Below are 14,718 nucleotides of genomic sequence, written 5' to 3'. Positions count from 1 at the left end.
AACTGTGAAGCTCCAGTGAAGCGCAAACGCGCCCAGGCGGCCCTGGTTGGGCCGCCTGGACAGGGGGCTCAGATTGTCAGAGGATGTAACGCGACAAATCCTCGTCCTGGCTCAATTCAGCCAGGCGCGCATCGACAAAATCGGCATCGATGCGCACGGTCTGGCCCTGCAGCCGGGCAGCGTCGAAGCTCACTTCGTCGAGCAGGCGCTCCATGACGGTGGACAGGCGGCGGGCGCCGATGTTTTCGGTGCGTTCATTGACCTGGAAGGCCGTGTGAGCCAGGCGGGTGATGCCTTCGGGGGTGAACTCCAGGGTGACGCCTTCGGTGGCCAGCAGGGCCTGGTACTGCTTGACCAGGGAGGCATGGGTCTGAACCAGGATGGCCTCGAAGTCTTCGACCGACAGCGACTGCAGCTCGACCCGGATCGGAAAACGCCCCTGCAATTCGGGGATCAGGTCGCTGGGCTTGCTCAGGTGGAAAGCGCCCGAGGCAATGAACAGGATGTGGTCGGTCTTGATGATGCCGTATTTGGTGGACACGGCCGTGCCCTCCACCAGCGGCAGCAGGTCGCGCTGAACGCCCTGGCGCGACACCTCGGCGCCACTGCCTTCGCTGCGCGAGGTGACCTTGTCGATTTCATCGATGAAGACGATGCCGCTTTGCTCGGCATGGCTGAGTGCCTGGGCCCGGATTTCCTCTTCGTTGACCAGCTTGGCCGCCTCTTCGTCAACCAGCTGGCGCAGTGCATCGGCGATGCGCAGTTTGCGCGTCTTGCGCTTGCCCTGCCCCATCTGACTGAACATGCCGCGCAGTTGCTCGGTCATTTCCTCCATGCCGGCGGGGCCCATGATCTCCAGGGGCTGTTTGTTGTCGGCCAGATCGATCTCGATCTCGCGGTCGTCGAGTTGGCCTTCACGCAGCTTTTTGCGAAAGGCCTGGCGGGCGGCACCGTCCGGTGCGGGCTCGGTCGCTTCGCTGCCAAAGACTGGGCGGGCCGGCGGAATGAGGATGTCGAGGATGCGGTCTTCGGCCGCGTCTTCGGCCCGGGTACGCACCTGGCGCTTGGCCGTTTCGCGGGCCTGCTTGACCGCCACCTCGGCCAGGTCGCGGATGATGGAGTCGACATCCTTGCCCACATAACCCACCTCGGTGAACTTGGTGGCTTCGACCTTGATGAAGGGGGCATCGGCCAGGCGGGCCAGGCGGCGTGCGATCTCGGTCTTGCCCACGCCGGTGGGGCCGATCATGAGGATGTTCTTGGGGGTGATCTCGGGGCGCAGCTTGGCATCCACCTGCTGACGACGCCAGCGGTTGCGCAGTGCAATGGCAACCGCACGCTTGGCACTGGCCTGACCGACGATGTGATTGTCCAGTTCGGACACGATTTCCTGGGGGGTCATGGAAGACATGGGCAGATCCTGGGGAGCCTGCCAGCGCCTGGGGCTGGCCGGCTGAAACGGGCAAATCAGTCGAGGGTCTCGAGGGTGTGGTGCATGTTGGTGTAGATGCACAACTCGCCAGCAATCGCCAGCGACTTGCGCACCACCTGCTCGGGTGGCAGATCGGTGTTCTCGATCAGGGCCTTCGCAGCCGAGTGCGCATAAGAGCCCCCCGACCCGATGGCCACGATGCCCTGCTCGGGCTCCAGCACATCGCCATTGCCGGTGATGATGAGCGAGGCCTCCCGGTCAGCCACGGCCAGCATGGCCTCCAGGCGGCGCAGCACGCGGTCGGTGCGCCACTCCTTGGTCAGTTCGATGGCCGAACGCACCAGATGGCCCTGGTGCTTTTCCAGCTTGGCCTCGAAGCGCTCGAACAAGGTGAAGGCGTCCGCGGTGGCGCCGGCAAATCCGGCCAGCACCCGGCCATGGTGCAGCTTGCGCACTTTGCGTGCCGTGCCTTTGACAACGATGTTGCCCAGGGTCACCTGGCCGTCGCCACCAATCGCCACCAGCACGCCGGAGGGGGTTTGCCGACGCACGCTGAGGATGGTCGTTCCGTGAAATTGTTCCATAGTGTCTTGAGATAAGGGCGCAGCGCCGATTTGCAACGGGTCATCAACCACTCATCGCGCCGCTGGTCAGCCCAAGCGCCCAGGGCGCCGGGACGGGGGGGTCAATCCTGCCGGGGAATCACCCTGGCATGCTCATTGATGCCGATCACATTGAAAAACACGGCCACAAGCCGGTTCAGGTGCAGGAACTGAACCTGGGTTCCCTCTGCCTGGCGGGCCGCGGCCCAATTGAGCACCGAGCCTGCCGCCAGAAAGTCGATGCGCACCAGACGGGCGCAATCGACCACCAGCACGCGGGGAATCTGGTAGCCCGGCAAGGGCACGGGCAAAGTCCCCTCGATGTCGGTGGTCACCTCACCCGACAGTGCCACCGAGATCGGCGAAGACACCCCCATGCTGGTGTCCATCTGAGACATTTCGCCCACCAGGGCGGTCGAGGCAAATTCGGTCTGGTAGCGCGAAGCCTGGGCGGGCATGACATCCGGCGACGGTGGCTGAACCAGCACGGCAGAACCGTCACCAGAGAGCACCAGACACTCGCAATACGGCGCCTGCCACGACGGTGGCGACAACTCGTAGGTCACGCAGTAATCCAGCGCCACCAGTTCGAACTCTTCGGCCCGGCCCAGCAATCGCAGCGACTCCATGCGCAGGCGCCACCAGGACTGAGGGGTGTCTGCGTGTCCGGAAGGGGTTTGTGTGCGCAGCAGATCGTCCAGCGCGGCCAGGCCTTGCCAGCGCAGGCGCACCCGCGAGCTGGCCCAGTCGGCCACCAGATCCGCCAGGGGCTCGACCGCCGAGGGCTCGATGTGGCTCAGGCGCGACCAATCCAGCAGCCAGGGCGATGCCGCCCGCTCCAGGGCCACCTTGAGAGCCCGCACAACGTCGGATGTCAGCACCGGTGGAGCGATCCACTGGTAGCCTGGCCCTTGATCAGCCACGTCAAAGCTGTGCAGCCGCTGCCCTGGCTCCTCGGACCATTGGCCCCACACAGGACCGGACTTGCCGAAGATGCCAGCGAAATCGATGGCCGCGCTGTCAAAGCGGTCTTGCTGGCCAGTGGAGCGGTACAGATCGAACAAGGCCATCCACAAGGGCTCGCGCCGGATCAGGCTGGGCTGGCGCAGCAGCTCCAGCACCGCCGATTCGGCCGCCTCGACATCGCCATTGGCGTAGCGTATCGCGGCTTCTTCGAGCTCGGGCAGGTGCACAAAAACCTGCGAATCGGGCACAAAGGTCTGCGTAGCGCCAAAGTCGATGGGCGAGGAGGAGGACTGTGGCTGCACCGCCGTGGGTGCGAAGGCCGGGAAATGGGTGGCGGGCTGGGTGGCATCCCAGCGCGTGCCGGCAGGAACGGTGCTGGGCATCAGGCTGCCCGGCTGAGTGGTGAGGTTGCGCAACATCGACGGACTGACCGTCGAACTCGGCATGCTCAAGGGCATGGCATCGGAGGGCAGCACCGGCGGCTTGCCTGCAGCGGCAGCGGCCGCTGCAGATGCGGCTTGCGCCGCCAACGGAGCGGCCGCGGAATCCATCCCCAGCGGGCGGGTGGGGGCAAACGCATTCGGCGACACCGCAGGCGTGCCGGGCGGTGGTTGCCCTTGCTTGGCGCGCCACCACTGCATCGACATCTGGGCCTCGATCTCGTCGATCTTCTTGAGGGTGCCGGCACGGTCTTCGATGCGCGAAGCCAGGCTGCTCTGGAAAAACGAAGGCCGGGCCGGGTCGACCGGAGGATTGAGGGCTTCACGCTTGCGCAGCTTGCGCAATTGATCAAACTCGCGGCGGCGCACAAAATCGTTGCGCCGCTTGCGCTCAATCATTTCCTTGAGCGCCTGCTTGTTGTATTGGCTGTCGCGATCTTCTTCCGGCTGGCTCAGATCGCCCCAATTGGTGGTGGGGCTTGTGACAAAACGCACCACCTTGGACAAGAGGCCGGAAGGATCTTCTTTGGTCATGGAGACGTCAGCTGCAGAGCCAAGGCGAACGCAGGATCAGTCGCCGAACATCTTCTGCTTGAGCTCGCGGCGCTGTTGCGCCTCAAGCGACAGGGTGGCGGTAGGACGGGCCAGCAGGCGGCCCACGCCAATCGGCTCACCGGTTTCATCGCAGTAACCATAGTCGCCAGCGTCGATGCGGACAATCGACTGCTCGATCTTCTTGAGCAGCTTGCGCTCACGATCGCGGGTGCGCAACTCCAGCGCATGCTCTTCTTCGATGGTGGCGCGGTCAGCAGGATCGGGCACCACCACGGTGTCTTCGCGCAGGTGCTCGGTGGTTTCACCGGCGTTGTTCAGCATGTCCTGCTTGAGGCGGGTCAGCTTGAGGCGGAAGAAAGCCGTCTGCTTTTCGTTCATGTACTCGGTGTCGGGCATGGCGAGCACTTCTTCGTCCGTCAGCTGTTCAACAGACTTGGTCTTCCAGTTGTTGGCCAGCTTGGGGTCTTTCTTGATCGCCGAAAGGGAGGGCGAAGCGTTCATTGTCGTAGGCATGGTGTTGAGAAAGCTGGCTTTGGCGGCGGTGGACGCCACGGCTGAAGCCGTGGCCATGGATGGTACGGTTAATTGGGTCAGTCTGGAAGATGGGCGCGCACTGCGTTGCGGAGACCCATCTTCGGCAGGGGCAGGAACTTCGTTCCCGGCACGCACGGCTGACGCTGGATCGGCCGGCTTGCGAGTCACCGTCTTGGCCGAATCCGGTGTTGCCGGAGAGGCCGCTGCCTTCATCACTGCGCTGGCCGTCTTGGCCACCACCGGTGCTGCCGCCTTGGTTTTGCTGGCGGGGGCTTTCAAAGACTGTCTCCTCGCAAGGCCGGCGCCATCGCCTCAAGCCAGCGTGCCGGCTTGAAAGAGCCGGTGCGCAGGACCGCTCTTTGACCGGGGCGCGATTGTATAGGGATGCGCCCGCGTGCCGTCAACCGTTGCAGAATCGAGACATTCATGACCCACCGCCCCCGCAAAAAGACGCAAGTCTAGGGCTTTTGCCTGCTCAGGCAAGCCCATTTGCTGCATTTTTGATACGGAATGACGATCGAGTCACTCGATCAGACCAGACACTGCTCCAGCCCCTGCAAAAAGATGTCGCGCGGCAGGTCGATGCCGATGAACACCATCTTGCTGACGCGGGCTTCGTCGGGTCCCCACTGGGGGCCCAGGTCGCTGCCCATCAGCTGGTGCACGCCCTGGAAAATCACCTTGCGCTCGGTGCCCTGCATGTTGAGCACACCCTTGTAACGCAGCATGCGCGGGCCATAGATGTTGACGATCGCGCCCAGGAAGTCCTCCAGCTTGGCCGGGTCGAAAGGACGCTCGGCCTTGTAGGCAAAACTTTTCACGTCGTCATCATGGTGGTGGTGATGACCGTGTCCGCCGTGCTGGTGCGAGGGGTGGTTGCAGGCCTCGCCCGGCGCATGGTCATGGTGATCATGGTGGTGATCGTGATCGTCTTCCTTCAGGAAATCCGGATCAATGTCGAGCTTGGCGTTGAGGTTGAAGCCACGCAGGTCGAACACCTCGCTGAGCGCCACCTCACCAAAATGCACGGCTTTCTGAGCGGCGCGCGGGTTCATGTGGGACAGGCGATGCTTCAGGGCCTCGACCTCTTCGGGCGCCACCAGATCGGTCTTGCTGATGAAGATCTGGTCGGCAAAGCCCACCTGACGACGGGCTTCCTGGCGATCGTTGAGTTGCTGGGCCGCGTGCTTGGCGTCCACCAGGGTCAGGATGGAGTCGAGCAGGTAGGTTTCAGCGATCTCTTCGTCCATGAAGAAAGTCTGGGCCACCGGGCCCGGGTCGGCCAGGCCGGTGGTCTCGATGACGATGCGCTCGAAATCGAGCATGCCTTTGCGGCGCTTGGCCGCCAGCAGTTGCAGGGTCTCGCGCAGGTCTTCACGGATGGTGCAGCAGATGCAGCCATTGCTCATCTGGATGATCTGCTCTTCGGTGTTGCTGACCAGGATGTCGTTGTCGATGTTCTCTTCACCAAACTCGTTCTCGATCACGGCGATCTTCTGGCCATGGGCCTCGGTGAGCACGCGCTTGAGCAAGGTGGTTTTACCGGAACCCAGAAAACCGGTGAGGATGGTGACGGGAATGAGGGCCATGACAAGACTTTCAGCAAATGAGAGACGGCAGAAGTGGGGCGGCAGCAGCGGCGGGCGGGGTGCCTTGGGGTGGACGCGGCGGGCGCATGCAACACCCGGGCCAAACCCCTGATCTGAGGAGTTTAGCCCCGGTTTTCAAGCCCTGCCGGGCAAGGGCTTGGCTCAGCGCCGCACCACCACCAGGCCCTTGAGGTACTCGCCCTCGGGGAAGGCAATCGTCATCGGGTGGTCCGGGGCACCGCCCAGGCGTTCGGTGATGTAGCCGTCCACCCCGGCATCGCTGCCGGCCGAGGCCACGATCTTGTGGAACAGATCGGCACTGATGCCACCCGAGCACGAGTAGGTGAACAGCACGCCCCCGGGCGCCAGCAGCTTGAACGCCAGCCGGTTGATGTCCTTGTAGGCGCGGGCAGCCCGGTCGGCATGGGCCGCGGTCGGAGCAAACTTGGGCGGATCCAGGATGATCGCGTCAAAGGTGCGCCCCTCGGCCCCGAAACGGCGCAGCGAAGCATTGACATCGGCATCGAGAAATTCGGCACGCTCGGCCGCAAAGCCGTTCAAGGCCACGTGGACCCGGGCCCGCTCCAGGGCCGGCGCCGAAGAATCGATCGAGGTGACATGGGCCGCGCCGCCGGCCAACGCAGCCACGGAGAAGCCACCGGTGTAGCAGTAGCAGTTCAGCACGCTGCCGAACTGACGCTGGCGGGTGACTTCGGCAAAGCGTTGGCGGCTGTCGCGCTGGTCCAGGTAGAAGCCGGTCTTGTGGCCCTCGGCCACATCCAGCGTCAATTGCCAGTCGTGCTCACGCAGCGTGATGCCGGTGGGGGCTGGCTGGCCATTGGGCAAGGTGCCGCCGCGCAGCCAGCCCGTGACCTCGGGCAGGCCCTCCAGCGCACGCGAGCTCGCGTCAGATCGCTCGTACAACTTGCTCAGGCCGGTTTCGTGCAACAGGGCGTCGGCCAGCACGTCTTTCCAGCGCTCCATGCCAGCGGTGCCGAACTGGGCCACCAGGGTGTCGTCGTAGCGGTCCACCACCAGGCCCGGCAAGCCATCCGATTCGCCATGCACCAGGCGGATGCCGTTGCTCTGCACATCGAACCAGGCGCGCGCCGCGATGGAGCGCTTCACCGCAGCGCCCATGAAGGCCGCATCGATGCGCTGGGCCTCGTCAAAACTCCAGACCCGCGCCTTGATCTTCGAGGCCGGGCTGAAGGCGGCCCAGGCCAGAAAGCGCCCGTCGGCGGCCTCGACGCGCACGGTCTCTCCGGCATCGCCACCGCCCTTGGCAATGGCCGAGTCAAAAATCCAGGGGTGGCGGCGCAGCAGCGAGCGCTCCTTGCCTTCGCGCAGTCGAATCGTTTTCATGGGGCGGAATTGTCCTTCCTTTTACCGCCCAACCTAAAAAGACGACCTTTCACCCACCTCAAAGGCGTTGCCCAAAGCGCTCGAAGCGCGGCATCCAATGCCCCAGGATGTCGGCCGACACCAGCACGCCCCGGGCCTGGCCGATCAGCAAGGCCCTCGGCACGAAGCCGATGTAGCGCGAATCGGCACTGTTGTCGCGGTTGTCACCCAGCATCAGGTACTGCCCCTGGGGCACGGTGACCGGGCCGAAGCTGGAGCGGGCCGACACCCCCTGCAGCCATTGCACGCGGCGCTGGTGTCCCTGGATGGACTCGGTCAGCCGGGTGGCTGGCCGCTGCATTCCGTCTTGCAAGGGCTCCTTCAAAACCTCGGCCTGCTCGTAGCGGGCCTGTTCGCCGTTGATCCACAGCACTTCATCACGCATCTCGACCACGTCGCCGGGCAGGGCCACCAGGCGCTTGATCAGTCGGGTGCCGTCCTGCGGCGACGAAAAGGTGACCACGTCGCCGCGCCGCGGCTCGCCCAGGTGGGCCAGCACGACATCGGTCAGGGGCAGCTTGAGGTCATAGGCCAGCCGGTTGACCAACACCACATCGCCCTCCAGCAGGCTGGGGCGCATGGAACCCGAAGGGATGGGGTTCCAGTCGGCCACGGCCGTGCGGAACAGGCCAAAGCCGATCAGCAGCAACAGAAAGGAACGGTTGGAACGGAGCCAGTACCACATGGCGTTTTTGCCTTTCACAGCAGACCGTCCCCACGAAGAGACCGCTCGCCTGCCCAGCCGCAGTATGGGGCCCGCGCGGCCGGCCCGCATGCCTGCCGCGGCGCGCTTAAGTTTGGGCTAAGCCAGCGCCCCAGCAGCCCTTGACATGAATCAAGTCAACACAGGGGGCAGGCGACCAGAATGCCCCATGCCCTCCCTCGCCCGCCCCCTCCAACTGACCGCCTGGCGCCGCCCCTCGCCACCGGCACTGGCTCTTCCACTGAGCTTGCTGCTGCTCCTCAGCGCCTGTCAGCCCGCGACCGAACCGGCCTGGTCGGGCTATGTCGAGGGCGACTATGTGTACCTCTCGGCCCCCGTGGCGGGCACCCTGCGCACGCTCCCGGTGCAAAAAGGCCAGACGGTGTCGGCTCAGGCCCTGTTGTTCAGCCTGGACGACCAGCCCGCCCAGGCCGCACGAGCCGAAGCCGATGCCCGGCTGGACACGGCACGCCACCAGGCCGACGACAGTGCCAAGGGCCGGCGACTCGACGAAATCGCCGTCACCGAGGCCCAACTGTCGCAGGCCCGCGCCCAGGCCGACCGGGCCCAGACCGAATGGCGACGCAACCAGCAGTTGGTGGACCAATCCTTTGTCTCTCGCTCTCGCCTGGACGACGCGGCCACGGCCGCCCGGCAGGCCCAGGACCGGGTGGATGAGTTGCAGGCCGCCCTGCGGGTGGCCCGGTTGCCCGCGCGCAGCGACGCGCAGGCGGCGGCCCAGGCCAGCAGCCGCGCCGCGGCACAGGCCCGGGAGCAGGCCCTGTGGCGCGAGCAGCAGACACGCCAGTACGCCCCGGCCGCCGGCCTGGTGGCCGACACCTTTTTCCGGGTGGGCGAGTACGTGAACGCGGGCCAACCCGTGGTGGCCCTGCTGCCGCCCGAACGGCGCAAGGCCCGCTTCTACGTGCCCGAAGACCAGCGCGGCGCGCTCAGCCCGGGGCAGGTGGTGAGCCTGAGCTGCGATGGTTGCGGCCCCCCCATACCCGCCCGCATCAGCGCCCTCTCGCCCCAGGCCGAATACACCCCACCGGTGATCTACTCCAACAGCCAGCGCGCCCGCCTGGTGTTCCTGGTCGAGGCCCTGCCCTCACCCGCCGATGCGCTGCGCCTGCCACCGGGCCAGCCCCTGGATGTTCGCTTGGACGTGCGCGCCGGGGCCAGGCCATGAACCCGGCTCAGGACGGGCCGAGCCCACCAGGCTGGGCCATCGATGTGCGTGGTCTGACCAAGCGCTACAACGGTCGCGAGGTGGTGCGCCAGGTCGATCTTCAGGTGGCACCCGGTCGCATCTGCGGCTTTCTGGGGCCGAACGGCAGCGGCAAGACCACCACCATCCGCATGCTGTGCGGTCTGCTGACACCCGACGCCGGCGAAGGCCAGTGCCTGGGCCTGGACATCCGGCGCCAGGCCGCGGCCATCAAGCGGCAGGTCGGCTACATGACGCAGAAGTTCGGGCTGTACGAGGATCTGTCGATCCGCGAGAACCTGGATTTCGTGGCCCGCCTGTTCGAACTGGACCGGCGTCGCTACAGAGTCGATCAGGCCCTGGAACGCCTGGGCCTGGCCAGCCGGCAGACCCAATTGGCAGGCGCCCTTTCCGGGGGCTGGAAACAGCGCCTGGCGCTGGCAGCCTGCCTGCTGCACGAACCCCGCCTGCTGTTGCTGGACGAACCCACGGCCGGCGTCGACCCCAAGGCGCGACGCGAGTTCTGGGACGAGATCCACCGCCTGGCCGCCGAGGGCATCACCGTGCTGGTGTCCACCCACTACATGGACGAAGCCGAACGCTGCCACGAACTGGTTTACATCGCCTACGGTGAAGTGCTGGCACGCGGTACGGCCGAGCGGATCGTGGCCGAGTCCGGCCTGTGCGTCTGGTCGGTCCAGGGCCTGGGCGCGGGCACCGACCTGACCGCCTTGGTGGCCCCCTTGAAGGTCGCCCCCGGCGTGCTCAGTGTCGCGGCCTTTGGCCAGTCGGTGCACGTGGCCGGCCGCGACCCGGCCCGCCTTCAAGCCGCCATCGAGCCCTGGCGGCAACGTGCCGACCTGCATTGGGAGCCTGCCGCACCGGACTTGGAGGATGTGTTCATCAGCCTGATCGGACAGGCAGCCGACAACTTCGGCCCAGGCACCCCACGGGAGTCCGCATGAGCCTGAGCCTCCACCGCTTCAGCCTGGCCCGCATGCTGGCCATCTTCATCAAGGAATGCCAGCAAATGCTGCGCGACCGGCCCACCTTTGCCATGGCCGTGGGCGTACCCATCCTGCAACTGGTGCTGTTCGGCTACGCCATCAACACCGACCCCAAGGGCCTGCCCACCGCCCTGGTGAGCACCGATGCCAGCCCCATCGCCCGCAGCCTGGTGGCCGCGATGCAGAACACCGGCTACTTCCACATCACCCGCCAGCCGGCCAGCGAGGCCGAGGGCGATCGCCTGATCGAAGATGGTGAGGTGCAGTTCCTGATCGTGATCCCGCCTGATTTCTCGCGCCGGCTGGTGCGCGGCGAACACCCGGCGCTGCTGGTCAGCGTGGACGCCACCGACCCCAGTGCGGCCAGCAACGCGATGGCGGCACTGGGCCAGTTGACCCCCACGGCCCTGCAGCATGACCTGGTCGGGCCGCTGCAGGCCCTGCGCCCGGGGCTGGCCCCCTTCGAGCTGCGCATCCACCGGCGCTACAACCCCGAGGGCCTGTCGCGCTACAACATCGTGCCGGGCCTGATCGGCACCATCCTGACCATGACCATGGTGATGCTGACCGGCTTGGCCATGACCCGCGAGCGCGAGCGTGGCACGATGGAAAACCTGCTGGCCACCCCGGTGCGCCCCCTGGAGGTGATGGTGGGCAAGATCCTGCCCTACGTGGTGCTGGGCTACGTACAGCTGGGCGTGATCCTGGCAGCCGCCTGGGCCTTGTTCGAAGTGCCCATGGTGGGCAGTCTGGGCTTGCTGATGGGCATGATCGGCCTGTTCATGCTGGCCAACCTGGCGGTGGGCTTCACCTTTTCGACCTTGGCGCGCAACCAGTTGCAGGCCCTGCAGGCCACCTTCTTTTTCTTTCTGCCCTCGATGCTGCTGTCGGGCTTCATGTTCCCGTTCCGCGGCATGCCAGTGTGGGCCCAGCGCGTCGGCGAGGTGCTGCCGCTGACGCACTTTCTGCGCATCGTGCGCGGCATCCTGCTCAAGGGCAACGGGCTGGCCCAGCTCTGGCCCGATGTGTGGCCGCTGCTGGCGTTTCTCGGTGTGGCAGGCGCGCTGGCGTTGTGGCGATACCGCCAGACCCTGGACTGATGCGCCGGGCCGCGGCGGTTTCAGCCAAGCTCAATGTCCGTCCAGCCACCCTTCAGCCCACCAGCGTTGCAACCAGCCGGCCAGCACGGCCGGTTCAGGCAGCACAGGCCCGCCATTGAAGCGCTCGATCACCAAAGCCAAGTGGCCGCCGGGCTCCTGCAAGGCCCGCAAGAAGATCGCCTCGCCCACGTCAAGCGTGCGGAAGTGGGGCTGATGGCCCTGGCGCCACACGCCCAGGCAGCGACTCTGCGGCAGGGACTCGGGCGCAGGCACCGCGTCGTCAGCCTCCAATGCCTGCCACAAGGCCACCACATTGGTGCTCACTTCGCGCAAGACCAGGCCCGGGTGGCAAGCCGGGCTGCGCTGCAACCAGCGCCCCTCGGTATCCGCCTGGACAGCCTCGGCGCTCAAAGCCGGCCTGTCGGGCCCGTCAAAGCAAGCGCGCAGATCCCAGTCCAGCCGCGCCAGCTCATACAGCTCAAGGTTGCGCGGGTAGCGGGCCCGCAGAAAATCAGCCAGGCCAGCACCATATCGGCCCAGCCCTTCGCCCGCAGGCGGGTGGGTGACCGCAAACAAACGAGCCTCGGCCTCGAAGGTGTCGCCCCCCATGTAGCGCAGCAAGCGCGGGTGGGCATCGGCCAGCACCTCGGCCAGGCGGGCGCGGTAGGCGTTGCGGTAGATGGCCAGGCCGCGCTCGCCACTCAAGCCCTGTGTGCCGGCCAACGGGGCCGTGTCGAGCAAGGCCAGCGCCTGTTCGGCAGGCACCTGGTCGAGCAGGCAGGCGCTGAGGCTGTGTTGCAGTTCAATCAGCGGGGTGGCGGCAACAGCCGGCCAACGCAAGGCGGCTGACGGGCCAGCAGGGGCGGCCCCCGCCAGTGGCCCGCGGGCGATGTCGCGGGCCTGCCCCAACTCGGCCAGCAGCACCGACAAGGGGGGAATGTGGTCATCGCGTTCGATCATGGTGGCCACGGCACCGAAGCGCTGGCAGGCACTCGCGTAAAGCGCCCAGACCTCGGGTGCCACGGGGTGGTCATGGGTGTCGATGATGTGGGTGCCATCGCGCGAATGACCAGCCAGGTGGATTTGCCGCACCCGGGCCGCCGGCAAGGCGTGCAGATAGTCTTGCGGGTCAAAGCCATGGTTCACGCTGCTGACGTAGAGGTTGTTCACGTCCAGCAGCAGATCGCAGTCGGCCGCTTCGACCACGTGCGTCAAAAACTCCCATTCGGCACTCGCCGAATCGCGAAAGCGCAAGTAGCTCGACACGTTTTCCAGCACCAGACGACGCTGCAGCACGTCCTGCGCCTGGCGGATGTGGGCGATCACCCGTCGCGCCGCCTCTTCGGTGTAGGGCAGCGGGTACAGGTCGTGCAGACAGCGCCCCGGTGTGCCGGTCCAGCACAGGTGATCGGACACCCACATCGGCTGCACGCGGTCGGCCAGGGCCTTGACGCGGGCCAGGTACGCCAGATCAAGGCCCTGGGCTGACCCGATGGACATGGCCACGCCGTGCATGGCCATCGGGTAGTCACGGCGGAAGCGATCCAGCATGGCCAGCGGCTTGCCACCTTCGACCAGAAAATTGTCGGTGATGATTTCAAGCCAATCCAGGGGCTGCGGACCCGCCAGAAAATCACCGTAGTGGGGCGTGCGCAAGCCCAGGCCGAAACCGGGCGACTCAGAGGAGGTAGGGCTCATACCAGCGGGCGGCAACCGTGAAAACAGTGAACAAAGGGCACGCTGCCGTGCCCCTGAAAGATCGGCAGATCAGGCCATCAAAGATCGCTGATGGTGCCGCCCTTGCTCAGGCACTGACCGGCGCCGAGGGCCTTGAAGCCATGGCCCTTGCACTCGTTTTGCCCTTTGCAGGCGTGTTCAGCCGTCTTGCAATCGCTCATGCCTTTGCAATCGTTGACGTTGTAGCAATGCACGGTGTCCTTGGCGCCCACCGACTTGCCCATGCCACCCATGGGGGTGTCGGCAGCCATGGCGGCCGAAGCGAAGGCCAGCGCCGATGCGGCCAGGGCGAAAGAAGCGGCAGACTTGAGAGTGGTAGCGTTCATGAGGTGACTCCTGATTCAATGAAAGTGAATGAATGGCTGAAAGACACGGGCGGGGCCTGCGTCCTACCGGAACAGCGCTGAAGCTGCCTCCGATGCACGTCAGTCGGTCTCGGCACTCACTTCTTACAAGAGCAACTCAAAAAAACTGAAATATCAGGCTCATGAAGGCCCGGGCTTCTTGCGGGCCCTGGGATGGGCCGCGTCGTAGGCCTTGGCCAGGTGCTGAAAATCGAGCCGGGTATAGACCTGGGTGGTGCTGATGTTGGCGTGCCCCAGCAGCTCCTGCACGGCGCGCAGGTCGCCGCTGGACTGCAGCACATGGCTGGCAAACGAGTGGCGCAGCATGTGGGGGTGCACGGCGGCCGGCAGACCGGCCTGCAGGCTGCGACGGCGCAGCCGCTGCCACACCGACTGCGGAGTCAGCCGGGTGCCATGGCGCCCCATGAACAGGGCCGGCTGGGTGCTGGCCGCGCCCGCCAGCTCGCCGCCGCGCAGCGTCAGCCAGCGTTGCAGGGCCGCCAGGGCCGCCCGGCCCAGCGGCACGCTGCGTCGCTTGCTGCCTTTGCCCATCACATGCACCTCGGCCTCGTGCAGGTCAACCCAGCCTCGCCCTTGCTGGTGCGCCTCGGCGCTGGCCTGCAGGTCCAGTCCCACCAGCTCGCTCACACGCAGGCCACAGCCGTACAGCAGCTCGACCATGGCGGCGTCACGCGCCTCCAGCCAGGGGTCGTCGTCGGGGTTGTCGTGCTCGGCCAGTTGCACCGCCGCGTCCACCCCCAGGGCCTTGGGCAAGGGTTGGGGCGACCTGGGGGCGCGCACGTCGGCCACGGGGTTGCTGGCGATCAGGCCCTCGCGCCCAAGCCAGGCATAAAAGCCTCGCCACGAGGACAGCACCAGCGCAATGCTGCGACCGCCCAGGCCGGCGCCGTGCAACTGGGCGGCCCAGCGGCGCACCTGGGCCGGGGGCACGGCCGGCAGGGCCAGGCCGGCCGTGTCGGCCAGGCTTTGCAGGCGCGTCAGGTGTTCGGTGTAGAGAGTCAGGGTGCGCGCCGCCAGGCGCTTTTCGTAGCGCGCATGGTCCAGGTAGCGCTGAATCAAGGGCTGACTCAGTGACTG

The 14,718-nt window shown here is 66.1% G+C and carries 13 protein-coding genes; 3 read left to right on the top strand and 10 right to left on the bottom strand.

The features are described 5' to 3' along the window. Positions 1–76: 76 nt before the first annotated feature. From hslU to lepB, 7 genes are all read right to left on the bottom strand, one after another. Positions 77–1,411: an ATP-dependent protease ATPase subunit HslU gene (hslU, locus tag AC3WUT_RS16630; RefSeq protein WP_492348190.1), complete on the bottom strand. Its 1,335-nt coding sequence runs from the start codon at positions 1,409–1,411 to the stop codon at positions 77–79. 56 nt (positions 1,412–1,467) lie between these two features. Next, positions 1,468–2,016, bottom strand: coding sequence for an ATP-dependent protease subunit HslV (gene hslV / locus AC3WUT_RS16625; RefSeq protein WP_492348189.1), 549 nt, complete (start codon positions 2,014–2,016; stop codon positions 1,468–1,470). Positions 2,017–2,117: 101 nt separating this feature from the next. Then, positions 2,118–3,974 carry an STAS domain-containing protein gene (locus tag AC3WUT_RS16620; RefSeq protein WP_492348188.1) on the bottom strand — a complete coding sequence of 619 codons (1,857 nt, stop codon included), beginning with the start codon at positions 3,972–3,974 and terminating at the stop codon, positions 2,118–2,120. A 36-nt stretch (positions 3,975–4,010) separates the two neighbouring features. Continuing rightward, positions 4,011–4,808 carry an RNA polymerase-binding protein DksA gene (gene dksA, locus AC3WUT_RS16615; protein WP_492348187.1) on the bottom strand — a complete coding sequence of 266 codons (798 nt, stop codon included), beginning with the start codon at positions 4,806–4,808 and terminating at the stop codon, positions 4,011–4,013. Between the two features lie 251 nt (positions 4,809–5,059). Then, entirely contained in the window at positions 5,060–6,118 is a 1,059-nt protein-coding gene (locus tag AC3WUT_RS16610) for a CobW family GTP-binding protein (protein WP_492348186.1), read from the bottom strand. Positions 6,119–6,280: 162 nt separating this feature from the next. Then, entirely contained in the window at positions 6,281–7,483 is a 1,203-nt protein-coding gene (locus AC3WUT_RS16605) for a class I SAM-dependent rRNA methyltransferase (protein WP_492348185.1), read from the bottom strand. Positions 7,484–7,541: 58 nt separating this feature from the next. Next, positions 7,542–8,207: a signal peptidase I gene (gene lepB / locus AC3WUT_RS16600; protein WP_492348184.1), complete on the bottom strand. Its 666-nt coding sequence runs from the start codon at positions 8,205–8,207 to the stop codon at positions 7,542–7,544. A gap of 187 nt (positions 8,208–8,394) precedes the next feature. Between lepB and AC3WUT_RS16595 the strand changes: the two genes are divergently transcribed. Genes AC3WUT_RS16595 through AC3WUT_RS16585 form a run of 3 tightly spaced genes read left to right on the top strand, consistent with a single transcriptional unit; the run spans position 8,395 to position 11,539 of the window. Continuing rightward, positions 8,395–9,414 carry an HlyD family secretion protein gene (locus AC3WUT_RS16595; RefSeq protein WP_492348183.1) on the top strand — a complete coding sequence of 340 codons (1,020 nt, stop codon included), beginning with the start codon at positions 8,395–8,397 and terminating at the stop codon, positions 9,412–9,414. Further along, on the top strand, positions 9,411–10,397 hold the full coding sequence (locus AC3WUT_RS16590; RefSeq protein ID WP_492348182.1) for an ABC transporter ATP-binding protein: 987 nt from the start codon (positions 9,411–9,413) through the stop codon (positions 10,395–10,397). The genes AC3WUT_RS16595 and AC3WUT_RS16590 overlap by 4 nt, the downstream gene beginning before the upstream one ends. Further along, positions 10,394–11,539, top strand: coding sequence for an ABC transporter permease (locus AC3WUT_RS16585; protein ID WP_492348181.1), 1,146 nt, complete (start codon positions 10,394–10,396; stop codon positions 11,537–11,539). Before AC3WUT_RS16590 ends, AC3WUT_RS16585 begins: the two co-directional genes overlap by 4 nt. A 30-nt stretch (positions 11,540–11,569) precedes the next feature. Here AC3WUT_RS16585 and bufB read toward each other — a convergent pair whose 3' ends face one another. The 3 genes from bufB to AC3WUT_RS16570 all read right to left on the bottom strand — a co-directional run bounded on the left by bufB (position 11,570) and on the right by AC3WUT_RS16570 (position 14,700). Then, complete coding sequence (gene bufB, locus AC3WUT_RS16580; protein ID WP_492348180.1) at positions 11,570–13,237, bottom strand: MNIO family bufferin maturase; 1,668 nt, start codon at positions 13,235–13,237, stop codon at positions 11,570–11,572. A gap of 77 nt (positions 13,238–13,314) precedes the next feature. After that, positions 13,315–13,602 (bottom strand): BufA2 family periplasmic bufferin-type metallophore, encoded by a 288-nt coding sequence (bufA2, locus tag AC3WUT_RS16575; protein WP_492348179.1) that lies wholly within the window; start codon positions 13,600–13,602, stop codon positions 13,315–13,317. 159 nt (positions 13,603–13,761) lie between these two features. Continuing rightward, positions 13,762–14,700, bottom strand: coding sequence for a tyrosine recombinase XerC (locus AC3WUT_RS16570; RefSeq protein ID WP_492348178.1), 939 nt, complete (start codon positions 14,698–14,700; stop codon positions 13,762–13,764). Between the last annotated feature and the right edge of the window lie 18 nt (positions 14,701–14,718).

The sequence above is a fragment of the Curvibacter sp. EU05-FHT14A10 genome (genome assembly GCF_058791075.1).
The sequence above is the reverse complement of the archived record's forward strand: the minus strand, read 5'-3'. Positions and strand labels throughout refer to the sequence as shown.

Excerpts from the sequence above, each read along its gene's own strand:
- AC3WUT_RS16590 (WP_492348182.1), top strand. The coding sequence starts at position 9,411 with ATGAACCCGGCTCAGGACGGGCCGAGCCCACCAGGCTGGGCCATCGAT.
- hslV (WP_492348189.1), bottom strand. The coding sequence starts at position 2,016 with ATGGAACAATTTCACGGAACGACCATCCTCAGCGTGCGTCGGCAAACC.
- AC3WUT_RS16595 (WP_492348183.1), top strand. The coding sequence starts at position 8,395 with ATGCCCTCCCTCGCCCGCCCCCTCCAACTGACCGCCTGGCGCCGCCCC.
- AC3WUT_RS16610 (WP_492348186.1), bottom strand. The coding sequence starts at position 6,118 with ATGGCCCTCATTCCCGTCACCATCCTCACCGGTTTTCTGGGTTCCGGT.
- AC3WUT_RS16585 (WP_492348181.1), top strand. The coding sequence starts at position 10,394 with ATGAGCCTGAGCCTCCACCGCTTCAGCCTGGCCCGCATGCTGGCCATC.
- AC3WUT_RS16620 (WP_492348188.1), bottom strand. The coding sequence starts at position 3,974 with ATGACCAAAGAAGATCCTTCCGGCCTCTTGTCCAAGGTGGTGCGTTTT.
- lepB (WP_492348184.1), bottom strand. The coding sequence starts at position 8,207 with ATGTGGTACTGGCTCCGTTCCAACCGTTCCTTTCTGTTGCTGCTGATC.
- AC3WUT_RS16605 (WP_492348185.1), bottom strand. The coding sequence starts at position 7,483 with ATGAAAACGATTCGACTGCGCGAAGGCAAGGAGCGCTCGCTGCTGCGC.
- bufA2 (WP_492348179.1), bottom strand. The coding sequence starts at position 13,602 with ATGAACGCTACCACTCTCAAGTCTGCCGCTTCTTTCGCCCTGGCCGCA.
- hslU (WP_492348190.1), bottom strand. The coding sequence starts at position 1,411 with ATGTCTTCCATGACCCCCCAGGAAATCGTGTCCGAACTGGACAATCAC.
- bufB (WP_492348180.1), bottom strand. The coding sequence starts at position 13,237 with ATGAGCCCTACCTCCTCTGAGTCGCCCGGTTTCGGCCTGGGCTTGCGC.